General features: G+C 58.9%; 14 protein-coding genes and 1 pseudogene. 8 read left to right on the top strand and 7 right to left on the bottom strand.

Annotated elements, in window-relative coordinates; all coding sequences use genetic code 11:
- Nucleotides 1-3: 3 nt before the first annotated feature.
- Together ABCW43_RS22400 and ABCW43_RS22395 are read left to right on the top strand one after the other, a co-directional pair.
- Nucleotides 4-444 carry a type II 3-dehydroquinate dehydratase gene (locus ABCW43_RS22400; RefSeq protein WP_345928540.1) on the top strand — a complete coding sequence of 147 codons (441 nt, stop codon included), beginning with the start codon at nucleotides 4-6 and terminating at the stop codon, nucleotides 442-444.
- Nucleotides 445-928: 484 nt separating this feature from the next.
- Entirely contained in the window at nucleotides 929-2,098 is a 1,170-nt protein-coding gene (locus tag ABCW43_RS22395) for an ABC transporter substrate-binding protein (RefSeq protein ID WP_345928539.1), read from the top strand.
- A gap of 454 nt (nucleotides 2,099-2,552) precedes the next feature.
- Here the strand turns inward: ABCW43_RS22395 and ABCW43_RS22390 are convergent, their stop codons facing one another.
- Both ABCW43_RS22390 and ABCW43_RS22385 read right to left on the bottom strand, forming a co-directional pair.
- The gene (locus tag ABCW43_RS22390) at nucleotides 2,553-2,975 is read right to left on the bottom strand and encodes a type II toxin-antitoxin system VapC family toxin (RefSeq protein WP_345928538.1); all 423 of its coding nucleotides are present in this window, start codon (nucleotides 2,973-2,975) and stop codon (nucleotides 2,553-2,555) included.
- Nucleotides 2,972-3,220: a type II toxin-antitoxin system Phd/YefM family antitoxin gene (locus ABCW43_RS22385; protein ID WP_445738988.1), complete on the bottom strand. Its 249-nt coding sequence runs from the start codon at nucleotides 3,218-3,220 to the stop codon at nucleotides 2,972-2,974. The genes ABCW43_RS22390 and ABCW43_RS22385 overlap by 4 nt, the downstream gene beginning before the upstream one ends.
- 201 nt (nucleotides 3,221-3,421) lie before the next feature.
- Between ABCW43_RS22385 and ABCW43_RS28870 the strand changes: the two are divergent.
- Nucleotides 3,422-3,655 (top strand): annotated as a pseudogene (locus ABCW43_RS28870) (hypothetical protein); the annotation flags it as partial.
- A gap of 18 nt (nucleotides 3,656-3,673) precedes the next feature.
- Here the strand turns inward: ABCW43_RS28870 and ABCW43_RS22380 are convergent.
- Nucleotides 3,674-4,564: a glycoside hydrolase family protein gene (locus ABCW43_RS22380; protein WP_345928536.1), complete on the bottom strand. Its 891-nt coding sequence runs from the start codon at nucleotides 4,562-4,564 to the stop codon at nucleotides 3,674-3,676.
- Between the two features lie 460 nt (nucleotides 4,565-5,024).
- Between ABCW43_RS22380 and ABCW43_RS22375 the strand changes: the two genes are divergently transcribed.
- Both ABCW43_RS22375 and ABCW43_RS22370 read left to right on the top strand, forming a co-directional pair.
- Nucleotides 5,025-6,032, top strand: coding sequence for an ABC transporter substrate-binding protein (locus ABCW43_RS22375; protein ID WP_345928534.1), 1,008 nt, complete (start codon nucleotides 5,025-5,027; stop codon nucleotides 6,030-6,032).
- A gap of 13 nt (nucleotides 6,033-6,045) precedes the next feature.
- Nucleotides 6,046-7,248 carry a hypothetical protein gene (locus ABCW43_RS22370; RefSeq protein ID WP_345928533.1) on the top strand — a complete coding sequence of 401 codons (1,203 nt, stop codon included), beginning with the start codon at nucleotides 6,046-6,048 and terminating at the stop codon, nucleotides 7,246-7,248.
- Nucleotides 7,249-7,481: 233 nt separating this feature from the next.
- Here the strand turns inward: ABCW43_RS22370 and ABCW43_RS22365 are convergent, their stop codons facing one another.
- From ABCW43_RS22365 to ABCW43_RS22350, 4 genes are all read right to left on the bottom strand, one after another.
- On the bottom strand, nucleotides 7,482-9,053 hold the full coding sequence (locus tag ABCW43_RS22365; protein WP_345928531.1) for a BCCT family transporter: 1,572 nt from the start codon (nucleotides 9,051-9,053) through the stop codon (nucleotides 7,482-7,484).
- A gap of 844 nt (nucleotides 9,054-9,897) precedes the next feature.
- Nucleotides 9,898-10,575, bottom strand: a complete 678-nt coding sequence (locus tag ABCW43_RS22360; RefSeq protein ID WP_345928530.1) for a DUF1028 domain-containing protein — start codon at nucleotides 10,573-10,575, stop codon at nucleotides 9,898-9,900.
- A gap of 91 nt (nucleotides 10,576-10,666) precedes the next feature.
- Nucleotides 10,667-11,080, bottom strand: a complete 414-nt coding sequence (locus tag ABCW43_RS22355; protein ID WP_345928529.1) for a RidA family protein — start codon at nucleotides 11,078-11,080, stop codon at nucleotides 10,667-10,669.
- Nucleotides 11,081-11,134: 54 nt separating this feature from the next.
- Nucleotides 11,135-12,385: a flavin-containing monooxygenase gene (locus tag ABCW43_RS22350; protein ID WP_345928527.1), complete on the bottom strand. Its 1,251-nt coding sequence runs from the start codon at nucleotides 12,383-12,385 to the stop codon at nucleotides 11,135-11,137.
- 282 nt (nucleotides 12,386-12,667) lie between these two features.
- Between ABCW43_RS22350 and ABCW43_RS22345 the strand changes: the two genes are divergently transcribed.
- From ABCW43_RS22345 to argE, 3 genes are all read left to right on the top strand, one after another.
- A complete protein-coding gene (locus ABCW43_RS22345; RefSeq protein ID WP_345928525.1) occupies nucleotides 12,668-13,621 on the top strand; it encodes a LysR family transcriptional regulator in 954 nt (317 codons plus the stop codon).
- 121 nt (nucleotides 13,622-13,742) lie between these two features.
- Nucleotides 13,743-16,085 carry a glycoside hydrolase family 3 C-terminal domain-containing protein gene (locus ABCW43_RS22340; RefSeq protein ID WP_345928523.1) on the top strand — a complete coding sequence of 781 codons (2,343 nt, stop codon included), beginning with the start codon at nucleotides 13,743-13,745 and terminating at the stop codon, nucleotides 16,083-16,085.
- Entirely contained in the window at nucleotides 16,082-17,287 is a 1,206-nt protein-coding gene (gene argE, locus ABCW43_RS22335) for an acetylornithine deacetylase (RefSeq protein ID WP_345928521.1), read from the top strand. Before ABCW43_RS22340 ends, argE begins: the two co-directional genes overlap by 4 nt.
- Nucleotides 17,288-17,348: the final 61 nt, after the last annotated feature.

The following is a 17,348-nucleotide window of genomic DNA, read 5'->3' as shown; positions in this document are numbered from 1 at the left end:
CCTATGAAACCGATCTATATTCTCAACGGTCCGAACCTCAATCGGCTCGGGAAACGCGAGCCGGAGATCTACGGAACCACGACACTTGCAGAAGTGGAGGCGGGGTGCCGCGAGGCGGCGGGCGGACGCCCGGTCGAATTCCGCCAGACCAACAGCGAGGAAAAGCTGATCGACTGGGTGCATGAGGCGATCGACGAGGGTGCGGGGATCATCATCAACCCCGCCGCCTTCACCTTCACATCGCTGGCGCTCCTCGATGCATTGAAGATGTTCAAGGGCCCGATCATCGAGTTTCACATCAGCAACATCCATCGCCGTGAACAAATCTATCACAACTCCTACGTCTCAATGACAGCGACGACGGTGATGGCCGGTCTCGGGGCTGCAGGTTATCCGCTGGCGGTCCAGGCCCTGGAACGACTGATCGAAGAAAAGAGAAGATAGCTAGGTTGAGAAGTTGCGCCCGGGTAAATAGGTCTCTCAGCCCAAAAGGCTAATATTGACAGGCAATGTATACAGATCTATTGCTGGTAGAACGGCATGGAGGGGGAGCAGGCAGGCCGGCGGTTTTCTTGGTTGGGCATGGAATTCCTTTTTACCTCGGTTTTCTTACGGTTTCGATCTCCGGATCGAAGTTGGTCGCTTTCAGCGGCAGTTTTTGGCAAAGCGCGGCGTAAGAAGCAGCTATGTATACACACTTTTGTGAAGCCTCGCCCCAACTGTCGGAAACGACCGGGAAATGCGTGGTCACGCTCAGCCGGCGAAATGAAAGCGGAAAATAGTCGGACGCCAAGCCAGCACGCCCGTTGACTGTTGGTTGTGATGTCCCCGATATATCCGACAGGCTGTGATGGGCCTGACGCCGCAAGGAGGATGCGGTCCGTCACCAGGAGCTTTGAGAACAGTTCGTCTTTGAGGAGGAAAGAGAATGATTACCAGAAGAACATTGATGGCTGCGGCCGGTCTCGCCATGGGCGGCCTCGTTGCCATTCCGGCGTCCGCGCAGGAAACGGTCAAGATTGGCCTTATTCTGCCGATGACCGGCCCATTCGCGTCCACCGGCCGCCAGGTCGAGGCGGGTGTGAAGGCCTATATGGCGCTGAACGGCGATACCGTCGCCGGCAAGAAGATCGAAGTCGTGCTGCGCGACGATGGCGGCGTCGCCGACCAGACCCGCCGCATCGCCCAGGAACTCGTTGTCAATGACGGCGCCAAGATGCTGATGGGCTTCGGTCTGACGCCTCTCGCCATGTCGGTGGCGCCGGTTCTCAACCAGGCGAAGATCCCGGCGATCATCACCTCGGCCACGACCTCGGCGATCATGCCGCAGTCGCAGTATTACGTCCGCACCTCGATGGGCGGCCCGCAGTCCGCCGTTCCGGTGGCCACCTGGGCGGTGCAGAACAACCTGAAGAAGGTGGTGACGCTGGTCTCCGATTACGGCCCGGGGATCGATATCGAGCAGGGTTTCACCAACCAGTTCAAGAAAGACGGTGGCACGATCGTCGAGGCGATCCGCGTTCCGCTGGCGAACCCGGATTTCGCCCCCTTCCTGCAGCGCGTCCGTGACGCCAAGCCCGACGCGGTCTTCGTTTTCGTGCCGGCCGGCATCGGTGCGCAGTTCATGAAGCAGTATGTCGACCGCGGCCTGGCCGACGCCGGCATCAAGCTGATTGCCACCGGCGACGTTACCGACGACGACCTGCTGAACGGCATGGGCGCGGTCGCCAAGGGTGTCATCACCGGCCATTTCTATTCGGCCCTGCACGACAGCCCGGAAAACAAGGCTTTTGTCGCCCAGGTAAAGAAGGCCGCTAACAACATGCGCCCGAATTTCATGGGCGTCGGCGGTTATGACGCCATGACGCTCGCCTATATGGCCCTGAAGAAGACCAATGGCGATACCGACGGCACCAAGCTCATCGAAGCCATGAAGGGTGCCACTTGGGTCAGCCCGCGCGGCCCGATCACCATCGATCCGGTCACCCGCGATATCATCCAGGACATCTACATGCGCGAAGTCAAGGAAGTGAACGGCGAACTCTACAACGTCGAATTTGCGACCTTCCCGAAGATCAAGGACCCGAACGCCAAGTAAGCGAGGTTGGTACTGCCGAGATAGGAATGGCGGGCTTCGGTCCGCCATTTTTGGTTTCGGGCCTGCTTACGGCCATGGGGACGTTGCGGTCAGGCGGCAAAATATTACCAGTCCGAGGCGTAAGCTTTGCGGGTCTTGGCAGAGTTTGCGGCCTCAATCTAACCACGAACGCGGCTAGCGAGTTTGGCGTGAAGCGCCGGCGTATGCCCATCGGCGATAGGGGAGGGCGGATGTTTCGACCGTCATCGGCCGCCTGCATACATCGTCCCCAGCGCCGTGGTGTCAGTCGGTTCAAAGCTCTTCTCGAGGGATTTTTCGGTGCTCGATCGACGATTTGGGCCATTCTCAACTTGAAGAGCAATGCGTCCGATAAGGCAATTATCGGACGTTATGGCGTGGCGACAGGCGGTGCCGTTTTAGCAGATATATGACCTCACAAGCGCACGCAGTAAAATCAACCCAGCCAGGGGTCGACGATGATCGCGCCCGTCCCCTCGAAGTCCTTGACGTTGCGGGTGACAACCGTCAGTCCGTGAATGAGTGCTGTCGCAGCAATCAGGGCATCGACTTCATTGCGCCTGCCGGGGATATGTAGATGGGCGCAGCGTGTCGCGACGGCATCGTCGATGGATATTATCCGGCCGGCAAATTCAGGACGGACATGGTTGTCCAGCCAGGTCCGCAACCGTGCGCCTTGCCGGGCATCGCGACGCTGCACGCCAAGGATACTGCGCTCCAGTTCCAGGATGGTGATCGCCGAGAGAAAAAAGGATACCGAATCTTCCCGTCCGACCCACGCGACCACATTGGCGTCGGCCCTGCCGTCGCCGATCTTGCGCAGTTCGGAGACGACATTGGTGTCGAGCAGATAGGTCAAGACAGATCCACGGCGCGCGAAACAATCTCGACACGCTCGGGCGAGAAATCGATCTCCGAAAGTCCGGGCATGGACAGAGTTTCGATCAGGCTGCGACGCTTGCCAGAAAGACGCTTGAAGTCGTCATAGGTCATCAGCACGTGCGAAGGCCTGCCCCGGTCCGTGATGATCACAGGTCCATTTTGCGCGGCTTTCTTGGCGCTGCTGACATCACGATTGAGTTCACGGCTTGTGAGGGTAGACATGGTAATGCACTCCCATGTAGGTACGTACCTACATATGGCATGGATCGTGGCTGATACAAGGCTAGGCGTCATAGGATGGCGATTTTTATCGCGGCGTATGCGGTCGCGCGTTGAAGGTTGCTTCAGGAAAGAGACACTCCGCTGTCCGGCAAGAACGGTCGTCTTGACGGCGCGTTTAACAATGCAGGCGTCGGAAGGGATATGGAAGCCACTCCACGAACTGGAAGATTTCCAGCGAATATTCGCAACCAATCTCAAGGGCGCCTTCCTGTGTATGAAACACGAAATCGCCGCGATGCTGAACGATTGGCGGAATTGTGGGCGGGGGCCGGCAATTCCTTTTACGGATCAATCAAATGGGGCCTGGTTGGAATGACAAAATGCGCAGCGCTTGACTATGCCCGTAAAGGCATAGGGGTGAACGCGACTGCGCCCGGTCCCACGCTAAGGTCTTCATTCTGGTTCGAGCTTACGGCTATGGATTTCCGCCAGAGCAAGCCCAGCTTCCCCGGCGACCGAATAGATCAGGTAACGCCTTCCATCTTCTTCGTAGACCGCTGGATCACGAAGTTGCCTTACAGGTTCATCTGCAGGACCAATCACCGATGGTTCGATGGGAAGCCGTCCGCCTTCCCAATCCCGCTCTGGCCTAAGTAAGATCCTTGAGGGCCCTTCCCGCCACGTCAACCATTCTCCGTTGAGCAGGACTTGTGCGTACAGCAGGCACTCGGGAGCATCGCCTCGATTGCTATAGACCACGTGAAGGACATTGTCTTCTATCCATACTGCGGAATGACGCATATGACGCGTAAACAGCATAGGCCCAGCACTAAATCCAGAGATTCCGTCAGATGACCGATAAATCTGCCCTGGCATCGTAATCGCGTACACCCAAGGACCGTGAGTGAATAACCGGGCATACGGGTTCATCAGATTGTCAGGTTGGGCTATGAAGTGGATGCCATCAGGCGATATCGCCAAGCGTGTAAACTGATTCTTGATCTCGTCGCCGCCGTGAAAAAACATGCGGAATTGCTTCTTTTGATGATCAATGACGATCTCTGGGGACGCCAAATGGTGGGTGAAACCGGATTTCGAAAGCGGAAGCGTTCCCTCCTCGTAGATAATCCACGGGCCTGTCAGACGATCTGCATATGCAAGGCGGATATGATCTCCTCGATGATGGGCAAAATAGAGATAGTAACGTCCAAGGGGGCGCTCTACCCAAGAAGGGACCCTGATCAGGCTCGGTCCATTGATGTTAGTCCCGATCCGCGGCGACATGGCGGGCACGATGATGGGTCGGTCCAGAAGCCGCACCGCAACGAGTTCATTGTTCTCCACGTCTTGCCTCCCAGTCTCGCGGTCAGGTTACCGGCTCCCGGTTCGGAGTAAACAGCCTTAGTGAGTGATACATCTTTCTCAAATCGGCAAAGCTGAGAGCTACCTCATCGGCGACATAGAGGGACTCGAATCCGGATCTTTCTGTCTTTGCGAAAGCACTCTTGGCATATTGCTGCCTTCTCGGAGCTACCTGGCGTTCGTAAGATTGAGGTGTCGTAGACGACGGCAGATTCGGGAGGATACCAAGAACGAACGGAACCTGCCGGTGAAGGAGACACCGAGAACTTAAAGATCTGCGAGCGACACTTCGTTCGCAAAACAGATCTCTGCAGAAGACCGATAGTTATGCCGACAATCCAGAAGTCGCGCTGGAAGAAACCAGCTGAAAGCACCATCCAGATAAACAACCTGGCTGTCCTGTTGTTCAATCGTGCAGACGCATCATCTTGAGGAGGACGTGATGATTTCGAAAATGTTGAGAAGCTTTGCCTTGGCCAGCCTGGCCATAGGTTTGGCGACTGTTGCCGATGCTCAACAACCCTGGGAGGACGTTGTCAAGGCGGCGAAGAAGGAAGGAACTGTCACGTTGTACACGTCGCAGGTCGGCGTTCCTCAGCTTGACGAGATCTTGTCTGCATTCACGGACGAATACGGGATCAAGGCGCTGAAGCTCGAACTTCGAGGGAGCGAGTTATTTGAGAAGCTGCGCCTCGAACTGGCGACCAACCGAGGTGTCGCGGACATGTCCTTCAGCGGAGGTTCCGTGTCGCTCGAGGCGATGGGCGTGCTCGATAAACACGGTGCCATACCCAATGCAACTCGGCTAGCGCCCGACTTTGCAGGAAGCGAGCTGAGGCTGCCGATCTTTTCGCAAAGCATGGGTATCGTGGTCAATGCTTCAGTGCCGAAGGAGAAACGCCCGAAAAGCTGGGCAGATCTCGCGGATCCTGCTTGGAAGGGCAAGATCCTATCCGACGATTTTCGCTCCGTTGGAGGCGGCGGCCTGTTTTTTGCGGTAACCTACGACAAACTCGGCGAGGATTATCAAAAGCGTCTTGCTGAAAACAAGCCCGCCTTCACTCGTGAAATTCGAGACAGCCCTCGTCGTGTCGCACGCGGTGAGTACCCGATCTACATTCCCTTCATTCTGCCCGATACGCTACTGAACAAGGGTTTGCCTCTTGAAGTCATTCTTCCGTCCGAGGGTGTTGTTTATGGCAACTTCGATGGAGCCGTTGTCAAGAACGCGCCCCATCCCAATGCTGCCCGGGTGCTCTTGAATTTCTTCCTCTCTGACAAAGCCCAACTCATTTATGCAGGTTCCGCACGGCGCCCGACGGTTGCCGGTCTTGAGGATCGGTATCCTCCTAACGTCAAAGATTTTCTGCAAGCTCCGTTGCTCGGCACGCAGGAGGACGCGACGGTTCGAGCCGAAATGCTCAAGCGCGCGACAGAAATGTACAAGTGAGGCAATGCGAGTGATGTTGGATGGCAATCGCTTGTGGGATGATCTTCTCACCCACGCCGGCTTTGGGGACAAGGCGGCCGGCAGTGCTGGGGATCACGCCACAGCAAGCTGGATCGCTGGCGAGCTTTCCAAGGCTGGATATCAGCTGGAGACGATACCCGTTCCTGTGCCGACATTTCGCTCGCGTCGATGTGAGCTGGTAGGACAGGGCTCCTCGATTGAGGTCTACCCTCAGCCCGTTGTTTTCCCAACGCCGGAGCATGGCGTGGAGGGGCGATTGGCGATGGTTCATAGCCTTTCTGACGCACAAAGAGCGGCGGGCCGCATCGCCGTCATTCTGCTGCCCTATGGTCGTCATGCCGCGATCTGGACGTCAGCCGTTGGACCACTCTTAGAAGCGGTTACAAAAGCCGACGCTCTGGCTGCAATCATTCTGCCGTTCGGCCCGACCGGCGAGATTGTCGGCCTGAACTCTTATGCGGACCGGCCGTTCGTTCCGTTGCCCGTGGCCATTGGCCGTCCGCTTGATTTGCCTAGCTACGCGGCGATGGCTTCTGCCGGACAACCTGTAAGGCTCTACCTAACTGGAGACGTGGAAACGGGCGATAGTCCGACGTTGGTCGCACGGATGGCTCGTGGCGATCGATGGATTGCGTTGTCCACTCCTCGATCTGGGTTCTTCACATGCTCGGTCGAGCGCGGCACTGGTACGGCAGGTTTTCTTGAGATCGCCCGGTGGCTGCCAAGAGCGTTTCCCGCGCACTCCTTGTTCTTGATGAACAGCGGAGCCCATGAGCTGAGGTTTGCAGGGACTCACGCGGTGTTAGACCTCGCGCCCGCACCCGATAAGACAGATGTTTGGGCACATTTTGGCGCGGGACTAGCTTCTCGCGCTCGAACAGAAATTCGTGGTGGTCGAATGCTTGACGTTGCGGATTTCAACCGAATTTGCATGGTGACGCCCGCTTTGCACGAAGCGGCAGGGGCAGCTTTTGCCGGTTTGCCAGGATTGGACGATCCGCAGTGCGTATTATCGGAAGCGGGTGAATTATCCACGATCGTACAGAAAAGTTACAAAAAGGCTTTCGCCTGCTTAGGGGTCAATTGGAGCTGCCATACCAGGCTCGATCTTCCGACGGAGGTTTCACGGAGCCTACTCGAGCCGGTGATCGAAGCGCATCGTCGCATGATAGAGGTCTCTGTTCACGGCAAGTGATCGAGTACCATATCTTCTCGCTCGATGTTCCTTTTAAGCGCGATCCATTCTCGGTTTCGCGGATGTGGTCTTCGACGGCTTGAGCATCGTGGGTCATTGTAAGCAATGCCTCGCGTGGGTCAGGATGAAACGTGGCAGGGGGTGAATTTAACCCGCGCGCGCTTCCTGCCAATCGCACCTGAAACTCAGTTTAGGGTGCGATTGGTTAGTTGCTTGGGTGGCAAAGCGGTGACCTACTCAGCCGCGAGTGCTTCGCCTAAAGGCGGGCCCTCGGGCAGGGGTGGGGCCAGTTTGCTGCGCCCTTCGAGGTCGTCCAACAGCGCGATCCATAGGGAGATGCACAACCCGACCATAACGACGAGGAAGGGTGCTGCCGCGATGATCGACGCGGTCTGCAGGCCTTGCAAACCTCCCATCACCAGCAACACGCAGGCCGACGCGCCTGCAAGGACGCCCCAGAGGACGACGACGCCGCGTGCAGGCTCAAGTGTGCCATGAGACGACAGCATGCCCATCACAATCGAGGCGGCATCCGCTCCCGAGATGAAGAAGATCGCAACAAGGAATATCGCGAGGAACGAAGTGAACGCGGTTCCCGGATATTGTTCGAGTAGCGCAAACAGCGAGATTGCGGCACCCTGATTGTTGACCGCCTCGACAAGACCACCAGCCCCCATCAGTTCCGAATGCAGCGCCGTACCACCCATGATGGTGAACCAAAGGAAGGTTACGCCGCTCGGAATGAGCAGGACGCCAATGACAAATTCGCGGATGGTGCGCCCTTTTGAGATGCGGGCGATAAAGACGCCGACGAAAGGCGCCCAAGACACCCACCAGGCCCAATAGAAGATCGTCCAACTCCCTAGCCACTTGCCGTCGCTGAAGGCGGCGGTGCGGAACGACATTGTGACGAGATCGGCCAGGTAGTCGCCGAGCGCTTCGGTGAAGGTGTTGAGGATGAAGATGGTCGGTCCAACGACAGCCAGGAACAGCAGCAGCGCGGCGGCGACCACCATGTTCATGTTGCTCAGGAACTGAACGCCCCTGCCCACCCCGGACACTGCCGACAGGATAAACAGCATCGACAGCACCGCGATGATCGCAAGGGCAATGCCTGTCCCTTCACCAGTTCCCCAGAGAAAATTCAGACCGCTGTTGATCTGCTGTGCACCAAGTCCAAGCGACGTCGCCGTGCCGAACAGTGTGGCGATGACGGCAAGAATATCAATCGTTTTACCGATCGGACCATTGACCGCCTTGCCGAGCAGGGGGGTGAAGGCGCTTGAGATCAGGATGGGCAAGCCCTTGCGGTAGGTAAAGTAGGCGATCGCCAGACCGACAATCGCATAGATGGCCCAAGGGTGCAGGGCCCAATGAAAATAGGAATATTTCATCGCAAGCAGTGCAGCTTCCTTGGATTGCGCGACCGCCAGCCCGTGAGGCGGTGCGCCAAAATGGAAAACTGGCTCGGCAACGCCCCAGAACATCAGGCCGATGCCCATCCCGACGCTGAACATCATGCATACCCACGAAACCGTCCGGAATTCCGGAAGCTCGTCATCAGCCCCAAGCCTGATCTTGCCGAAACGGCTGATCGCCAGGAAGCCGGCAAAGACCAGGAACAACGCCGTCGAGACAACGAAGCCCCATCCGAAACCGTTGATGATCGCCGAAAGCGTGGCCTGGGTAACCGAGGCGAGGCTATCCGGGGCCAATGCTCCCCATGAGATGAACCCGGCTGTTATCGCTAGGGCCGGCCAGAATACCGCCGGATCTACGCTTCGCAGTCTGTCTGTAGTCGACATGCTTTATCCCTCCAGATTTATGTAGTGACGTTCCCTTTGAATTTCCGGATACCGCGACGGGGCCGACTTCTCGAAAGAGGCCAGGTCGTGGGCTGATAATGCTGTTGAGGTAGCGACGCCGGACGCGCCTTTGTGTTTATGCGGATCTACGGCCGCTTTCCTTGGGTGATTAACAGATCACTCGCTTGCACTCGTGTCAGTTGCGACCATGAGCTTGTCCAAAACCGAATTCTTGTAGGCGAATTTCGTGGCTACTTGCGGAAGAAGCCGGCATTCGAAACAACGCGGCTAATGATGGACAAGACCGACCGGAAGACTGCGGTCTCGGCATTTTTGGGTTGTCAAAAGAGTAACAACAGCGATGTTGGGCCATCAGGCCGCAAAAACCTCGCTCTCTTTGCGCATGACGAGCGCGGTGAAATGGTTGCAGGCTATCAGCCTATACAGCGTGGGGCTGGCTATTTATCCAGTGCCTGTGGGTTTTGGAGAGCAGTCGAAATCAGGGGCTAGCAGGCTCGTTAATGGCGCGGGCCGAAGTGGAAGACTTGGCCCGTGTGTTGATTTCAACCGAGAACTTTTAAGGAGGCTGGCGTCCGCGGCAAGGTTTCGACGGAGGTCTTCGACGATCGCAGTATGTAGCTCTTCCTGAGACAGTTTCTGCACTCAAAGATCAAACCGTTAAGAGCCGCCGGTTCCATAGACCGACAATGCCACCTACTGGACGCCTAAGTAGGCAATAAAACATGACGTTTAGCGGGCCAGCGGCTCGATCCCATCAAGAGCAAAGGAATAGACCGGAGGTTCATATGCCTCGCCCAAAAGGAAACACCCGACAGGATCGTCGTCACTCGTCGCCAGGCACACCGTAAGATGGAGCGGCCAGCGGGTTAAGTGCCCGCGTCACGTAATCCCCGGCCTGCGGCTTGTAGACGTCCCACGCCCGCGCCACCGCTGCGATCGGGCAGCCATCGTCCAGCCAGTCGATCCGGAGTTCGGCATAGGGCCAGGTTTCCTTGTCGACAATCAGCAGGCCCGCCGACCGAACCGGGCCGGCTTCGCCGCCCGCATCGACGGCCGCTCTGAGCGCGGCGATCAGGCGGTCACCCAAAGTACCCGAAGTGGCCTCGAATGAGTCGATCATCACCTTCGGCACGCCGTCATTGGCCAGAAGGTTGCCGGCGGCAACACATTGGTGACCTACGGCGGAGGTCCAGGTTCCGAGAGCGTTTCGGCCTGAATGAATAGCGGTCTCGCCGTGCGCATCCACCGCCAGCAACTGGCGATAGTTCGGAAAATCGTCGCTCTGTTGTGCCGAGGTCACGGCGTCCGCCGCGCTTGCACCCCTTGCAAGTTCGTCCAGCATCCTTGGTCCGAGCGCGGGATTGGTGACGTTCTGGGTCGCAACCGCGCCGATGCCGGCACGAGCCCAGGCGCATCGAGAGGCGACCGCAGGCGATGAAGACGAAATCGCCACGCCGAACTGGCCGGTCTGCTCACAGCGAGCGACGATGGAGAAGGTCATGGGAACTCCTGTGTCCGGACGACGGGGATAACGTTTCCGGTCTGCAGCGTGCATCGGCCGGTAAATGCCTGCCGAACGCTTTGAAAAACTTTCAGTCCGGAATGACGGCCGTCGCGTCGATCTCCACAAGCCATTCCGGTCGTGCCAGCGCCACGACGACGAGCCCGGTGCAGACCGGGAAGACGCCTTTGATATATTCGCCCATCGTCCGGTAGACGGCCTCGCGGTGGCGAACGTCGGTCAGATAGACGACCAGTTTTGTGACATGCTCCATCTGACCGCCGGATTCCTGCACCAATTGGCGAATGTTCTGCATCACCTTGTGCGTCTGCTCGACTGGATCATGGCTGTCGATAGTCTTGGCGGTGTCGAGGTCCTGCGGGCACTGGCCACGCATAAAGATCATCGTGCCGCGAGCGACAACCGCCTGGCAGAGGTCGTTGTCGAGCTTCTGCTCGGGATAGGTTTCCTTGGTGTTGAACTTGCGAATGCGCGTATGTGTCATTCTCTTCTCCATCGGATGGTTCATGCGGGATGCCGGCAGGCCTCTGCCGGTCCATCAGGATTTCGGCGTGTAGGCGAGGTAATTGTCCTGGATGAGGATGTGGTCGGCCAAGTGTTTGGCGTCGTGCCATACGCCCCAGATGAAGCTCGAGCCGCGGCCAGAAAGCCAAGGGAGGCCGAGGAAATAGATGCCCTTTTCTGCCGAGACGCCGCGTTGGTGTTTGGGGCGACCGGCCACGTCGAAGGCATCGACCTTCAGCCAGCTATAGTCCGAGACAAAGCCCGTCGCCCAGATGATGGTGGTGACACCGGCCCCGCGCAGGTTCAGCTCGCGCAGCGGGTTGATGACACAATCGACCTCAGGCCCGAGGATACGTGCAGCCGGCTCCTGTGGAAGATCGAGACCGTTGCGGGCGACAAATGCGTCTGCCTCGTCGAGCAACGACAGGTAATTCTGGTCGCCGCGATCGAGGTTGCGTGCAAGATCGTCGGCAAAGGAAACCGATCCCTCACGGTATGCGGTGGTCATGCCGGCAAGCACCATGCCTTGCGATGCCAGGCGGCGGAAGTCGATTGTCTCGCCGCCGTGCGCACCGCTGACGGCAATGGTCACATGCTCCGAGCCGGGGGCCTGCGCCTGCGCGTCCCATTTGCCGAGAACGCCGAGCCACCAGACGAAATCGCGGCCGCGATAGGCGCGGGGAGGGCGGTCATGCGGGCCGATGGATAAGTAGACCTTGCGGCCGGAAAGCATCAACTCCTCCGCGATCTGGACGCCAGACGAACCGGCGCCGACGACCAGCACGGCGCCGTCTGCAAGCTGGGAGGGATTGCGGTACTCGCTCGAATGCATCTGCGTGACGCCGGTATCCGCGGGCACGATCGGCGGAATGCTCGGGCTCTGGAATGGTCCGGTGGCGACGACGACGTTGAAGGCTTCGATCGCGCCGTCGGATGTTTCGACGCTGAAGCCGGGGCGGTCTTCAAGCCGTTCGACCTTGGTGACTTCGACACCGCAGCGGATCGGCGCCTTGTGCATGTCGGCATAGGCTTCGAAGTAATCGGCAACGCCATCCTTCGGCACGAATGCATCCGGGTGGCCGGGAAAATCCATTCCGGGAAAGCGGTCGTGCCAGGCGGGACCGTTGGCAACGAGCGAATCCCAGCGCATCGAACGCCAGCGTTCGGCAATGCGGCCGCGCTCCAGCACGATGTAGTCGACGCCGTTGCGGCTTAAGTGTTCGCTCATGGCCACACCTGCCTGGCCGGCGCCGACAACCAACGTATGGATCTTCTCGACTGACATGCACTCGCCCTTTTCTGTTTCGCCAAGACCCGCCGAACGGCGTCAGCTATGGTTCCGCTCTATCGAACGGTTGGCATTCGGAAAATTACGATTTGTTGCAGCACTGGTTAGGATTGGCGAAAGCAGGGCAAGCGGCGCGGCGAAGCGCTGTTGCCAAGTCAGACTGCAGGAGAACATTTACATTTTGGAAAAGCGCAAATAATAAGCTGGCATCCATCCCTTCGCATTGGCATGGGCTTACCCGTCGGCCTTCGGGCGTGACATTTGGCATCGGGGCCTGAAATGCGTTTCACACTGCGTCAGCTTGAATATTTCATTGCCACCGCCGAGGCCGGTTCCATCACGCTGGCATCGGATCGCATCCGTGTTTCGCAACCCTCCATCTCCACCGCGATTTCGCAGCTGGAAATCGAGCTTAACACCCAGCTTTTCCTGCGGCGCCACGCACAGGGTCTGTCACTGACACCGGCCGGCCAGAAACTGCTGCTCCAAGCCAAGGCAGTGATCGAGCAGGCGCAGAGCCTCTATACGGCGGCGTCCGAAGCGACAGACCAGATTCGCGGAACTCTGTCGCTCGGCTGCCTTTTGACCTTTGCGCCCATGTTGCTGCCGGAAGTCAGCCAGAGCTTCAAGGCTGCCTATCCCGGCGTAACGGTCCGGCCGACTGTCGCGGATCATCGTACGCTGCTGACGCGGCTGGAGCGCGCCGAGCTGGATATCGCGCTCTCCTACGATCTGTCGGTCCCCGAGGGCTTCGAGTTTACCCCGCTTGCCGAACTGCCGCCTTATGTTCAGGTAGCCGAGACCGATCCACTGGCGGAGCGTTCGGCGATATCGCTTGCCGAATTGGAAGAACATGAGTTCATCTTGCTCGATCTGCCGCTGTCCCGGGATTATTTCTTGGGGCTTTTCGCTGCAGCCGGTGCCAACCCGAATATTGTTGCTCAGATCCAGCATCAGGAAGTCATCCGCACGATGGTCGCCAGCCGGTATGGTTACACGCTCGCTAATGTCCGGCCCAAGAACAAGGCGGCGCTGGATGGCCGGGGGCTTGTCGGCCTCCGTCTGTCGGGTGATCACAAGCCGATGCGCATTGGCCTGATCCGCGTAGGCCAGCAGGTCTCCACCCGGCTGGTGCGGACTTTCGAAGAGCACTGCAGCCATCTGATTTCCGACAGTTACGTGCCCGGCATGGAAGCTCCGATCCTCAACCTGCGTCGGACAGGGCAGAGCTAGGCTCGCTTTTTTCTAATCGCCAGTTCCGAATATCCTATTTTTCTTTTTGATCGTCGGCTGACAGTGTGCGCGCCGAACGCCGCCTGACCAATTCGGCGGGTGCCGCATCATGGAGTCCAGAATGCCAGAGAAGACCCAGTCCGCAGACCAGACGATCGCTTCCATCGTCGATAGGATGACCAACCAGGAAAGGGTCGATCTGCTTTCCGGTTTCGGAATGTGGAAAACTGCGGCGGTTCCCGCTTACGGCATCAAGCCGATCGTCATGACCGATGGCACCTATGGCGTACGTTATTCGATCCCGCAGATTGACAGCGATGAGCGCGGCGGCATGGATCTCGATGCCTTCCTGTCGGTGGTCAACCAGCGCGCCAGCGACGTCGCCATCGCCTGGGGCGAAATGAAGCCGGCAACCTGCTTCCCCAACGGTTCAGCCATGGGCAACAGCTGGGATGAGGATCTGATGCAGCGGCTTGGCGTGTTGCTCGGCCAGGAATGCCGCGCCATGGGCGTCCATCTGCTGCTCGGGCCTGGCATCAACCTGCGCCGCACGCCGCTTGCCGGCCGTTCCTATGAATATTACTCGGAAGATCCATTGGTAACCGGCAAGCTCTCGGCCGCAGTCATCGAGGGCATCCAGTCCCAGGGTGTCGGCACCTCGCTCAAGCATTTCGCCTGCAACAATTCCGAAGTCGAACGCACCACGATGGACAGCGTCGTTGAAGAACGGGCGTTACGGGAAATCTACCTCAAGGGTTTCGAGATCGCCATCAAGCAGTCCAAACCCTGGACGATCATGTCCTCCTATAACCGCCTGAATGGCGTGCAGGCCTCGCAGGCCCCCTGGCTCCTCAATGGGGTCCTGCGCGATGAATGGGGCTTTGACGGCGTGGTCGTTTCGGACTGGCACGGCATCAAGGACCGTCCGGCCTCGCTGATGGCGGGTGGTGATCTCGATATGCCGGAAAGCCCGCGTCGCAAGGCGGATCTTCTCGCGGCGCTTGACAGCGGCGCCGTTCCCATCGAGGTGGCGAACCTGTCGTGCCGGCGCATGCTGGAGATGATCGAGCGCTGCAACGCAGGCGCAAGCCGGCCGCTACCGGTCTATACTGCCGAGGAGCACCATGCCGAAGCGCGCGCGATGGCCGCAGCCTCGATGGTTCTCGTGCGCAACGGAGGTCTGCTGCCTATCCGGCCCGACATGAAGAATATTCTGGTTGTCGGTCGCGATGCCGGCACTCCGGTCATCCAGGGTTCGGGTTGTGCGACGACGATTCCGACCATGGTCGACCAGCCGCTGGAGCAACTGGAACAGGCTCTGGGAAGGAACCACGTCCTGACGTTCCGCGAGGAAGCCGATACCGAAACGCTGGCGTTTGCGGCCAAGGCGGACCTGGTTCTGGTCTACACCTCGACCGAGGGCGCATATGATGGTGAAGGTTCCGACCGCACCACGCTGGCGCTCGGCCCCGGTCAGGATGCGATGATCGCAGCCCTCGCGGCGGCCTCGGAAAAAGTGGCGGTGGTGATCGCCTGCCCGGATGCGGTGGAAATGCCGTGGGTCGATGTGGTGAAGGCGGTACTCGTCACCTTCTACTCCGGCCAGGCCATGGGCGGTGCCGTCGCCGACGTGCTGACCGGCAGGGTCAATCCATCCGGCAAGTTGTCCGTCACCTTCCCGAAGCGCCTGGCTGACGTGCCCGGCTTCCTGCATTATCCGGGTGAAAACGGTCGACATATCTATGGCGAGGGCATTCATGTCGGCTATCGCGCTTATGATCTGCGCGAAATCGAGCCGCTGTTCCCCTTCGGCTACGGCCTGAGCTATACCAGCTTTGCCTATTCCGACCTGACGGTTTCATCGCCGCAGATTGGGCTTCAAGACGCGATCACCGTCGCCTTCACCGTCACCAATACGGGTGACCGGACCGGTGCAGAAGTCGCGCAGCTTTATCTGCAGGCGCCGGGCAAGCGGCTGAAGCGTTCACCGCAGGAGCTCAAGGGTTTTGCCAAGCAGGTGCTGGCGCCGGGCGAAAGCAAGCGGGTCGAAATCATCATCAAGGGTTCGGATCTGACAATCTGGGATCCGGCGCTTGGGCGCTGGGTGCTGGAAGGCGTTGATGCTCGGCTGGTCATCGGCGCCTCTTCGCGCGATCCAAAGCTGGTCGCCGATCTGACGATCAAGCCTTCGGTCCTGCCGTTCTGTCGCATCGCCTACGATACCCAGCCGGCCTACGTCCTGCCGAATGCCATCGCCTGCGAGCACATCTGCGCCTATTTGACGAACCGCTGCAATATTTCGAAAGATGATGCGATGCGCATGCTCAACCACTGCTCGAATTCGTTCTTCGGCATCTTCACCTCGCTCGAACGCCGTCTTCGTGTCTCCATTCCGGAGGCCGAGGTTGCCGGACTGATCTCCGAAATCAACGCGGCGATGGACGGAGCGGAGTCAAAACTGTGACCTCGACTGAGGATTGGCTGGAGCGCCTGGTCGCTCATCCCACGGTCAGTTCCGAGACGAACCTGCCGCTGATCGAGGAGATTGAGGCGACGCTGGCGAATGCGGGTGCAGTCTGCGAGCGTTTCTATGATACGAGCGGGCAAAAGGCGGCACTTCTGGTGCGTCTGGGGCCTGATGTGCCGGGAGGGCTGATGCTCTCGGGACATGTCGACGTGGTGCCGGTCGCCGGGCAGGACTGGACCGTTCCCCCTTTCAACCTGACCCGGAAAGATGGCAGGCTTTACGGGCGCGGCACGACCGACATGAAAGGCTTTGTCGCTTCCGCCATGGCGCTGGCCGAGGCAATCGATGTCAGAAGCTTGGCCGCTCCGCTATGGCTTGCCATCTCCTATGACGAGGAGATCGGCTGCGTCGGCGTCAGGCCGATGCTTGAAGAAATTGTAGGGCGGGACATCCTGCCCGACCTGATCGTCGTCGGCGAGCCGACATCGATGCAGCTTGGTCTCGGCCACAAGGGCAAGATGGCTTTTCACGTCAAGGCCCGAGGCGTTCCGCGCCATTCCGCCGAAGCGCCGCTTGCACTCAATGCGCTGCATATCGCCACCGACTTCGTATCCGGCCTGCGGAAATTGCAGGACGAGATCGAAGCCCGAGGTTCGCGTGAACCCGGTTACTCGGTGCCTTACGCAACGGTGCATGTCGGTAAGCTGTCGGGTGGAACCGCGGTCAATCTGGTGCCGGATCAAGCGGAACTACTGATGGAATGCCGCATGATGGCGGCCGACGATCCGCTTGCTCTTGCCGAGCAGGTCCGCAAGGCCGGCGCGGCAGCCGTGGCCCCCCATAAGGATCGCTTCAAGGAGGCATCGATCGACATCGAGATCACCGGCAATTATCCGGGCCATTCTATCGATCGCAGTCATCCGGTGGTGCAGGCCTTTGCCTCCTGCCTGCCGAAGGGAGCGAGGGACTGCCGTGTCAGCTTCGGCACGGAGGCGGGTCTGTTTGCGCAGGCGCTGGACGTTCCAGTGGTGATCTGCGGCCCCGGCAGCATGGATCAGGGGCACCGCCCGGACGAATTCATCGAGGAAACCCAGCTTGCCCTGTGCGATGCAGTGCTTGCCGAGGCTTGCATTCGGTTTTGCACAAGCCGCCGGCGGTTTGCTTCGTTTGTCCCAAAGCAGATGCACGGAAAAATGTAATTTACCGAAGCCATCGCGACGGGAAGAGTAGGGTTGATGAAGGCCAAATAAAAACGCCGGA

The sequence above is a fragment of the Neorhizobium tunisiense genome, assembly GCF_039631515.1.
In the GTDB taxonomy this organism is placed as follows: Bacteria; Pseudomonadota; Alphaproteobacteria; order Rhizobiales; family Rhizobiaceae; genus Neorhizobium.
Note: the sequence above shows the minus strand (reverse complement) of the source record. Positions and strands in the feature narration are given on the sequence as shown.

Bases quoted from the DNA above. Each gene is read 5' to 3' on its own strand.
- ABCW43_RS22350 (WP_345928527.1), bottom strand. From the start codon at position 12,385: ATGTCAGTCGAGAAGATCCATACGTTGGTTGTCGGCGCCGGCCAGGCA.
- ABCW43_RS22340 (WP_345928523.1), top strand. From the start codon at position 13,743: ATGCCAGAGAAGACCCAGTCCGCAGACCAGACGATCGCTTCCATCGTC.
- ABCW43_RS22365 (WP_345928531.1), bottom strand. From the start codon at position 9,053: ATGTCGACTACAGACAGACTGCGAAGCGTAGATCCGGCGGTATTCTGG.
- ABCW43_RS22370 (WP_345928533.1), top strand. From the start codon at position 6,046: ATGTTGGATGGCAATCGCTTGTGGGATGATCTTCTCACCCACGCCGGC.
- ABCW43_RS22385 (WP_445738988.1), bottom strand. From the start codon at position 3,220: ATGTCTACCCTCACAAGCCGTGAACTCAATCGTGATGTCAGCAGCGCC.
- ABCW43_RS22355 (WP_345928529.1), bottom strand. From the start codon at position 11,080: ATGACACATACGCGCATTCGCAAGTTCAACACCAAGGAAACCTATCCC.
- ABCW43_RS22345 (WP_345928525.1), top strand. From the start codon at position 12,668: ATGCGTTTCACACTGCGTCAGCTTGAATATTTCATTGCCACCGCCGAG.
- ABCW43_RS22395 (WP_345928539.1), top strand. From the start codon at position 929: ATGATTACCAGAAGAACATTGATGGCTGCGGCCGGTCTCGCCATGGGC.
- ABCW43_RS22375 (WP_345928534.1), top strand. From the start codon at position 5,025: ATGATTTCGAAAATGTTGAGAAGCTTTGCCTTGGCCAGCCTGGCCATA.
- ABCW43_RS22400 (WP_345928540.1), top strand. From the start codon at position 4: ATGAAACCGATCTATATTCTCAACGGTCCGAACCTCAATCGGCTCGGG.
- ABCW43_RS22360 (WP_345928530.1), bottom strand. From the start codon at position 10,575: ATGACCTTCTCCATCGTCGCTCGCTGTGAGCAGACCGGCCAGTTCGGC.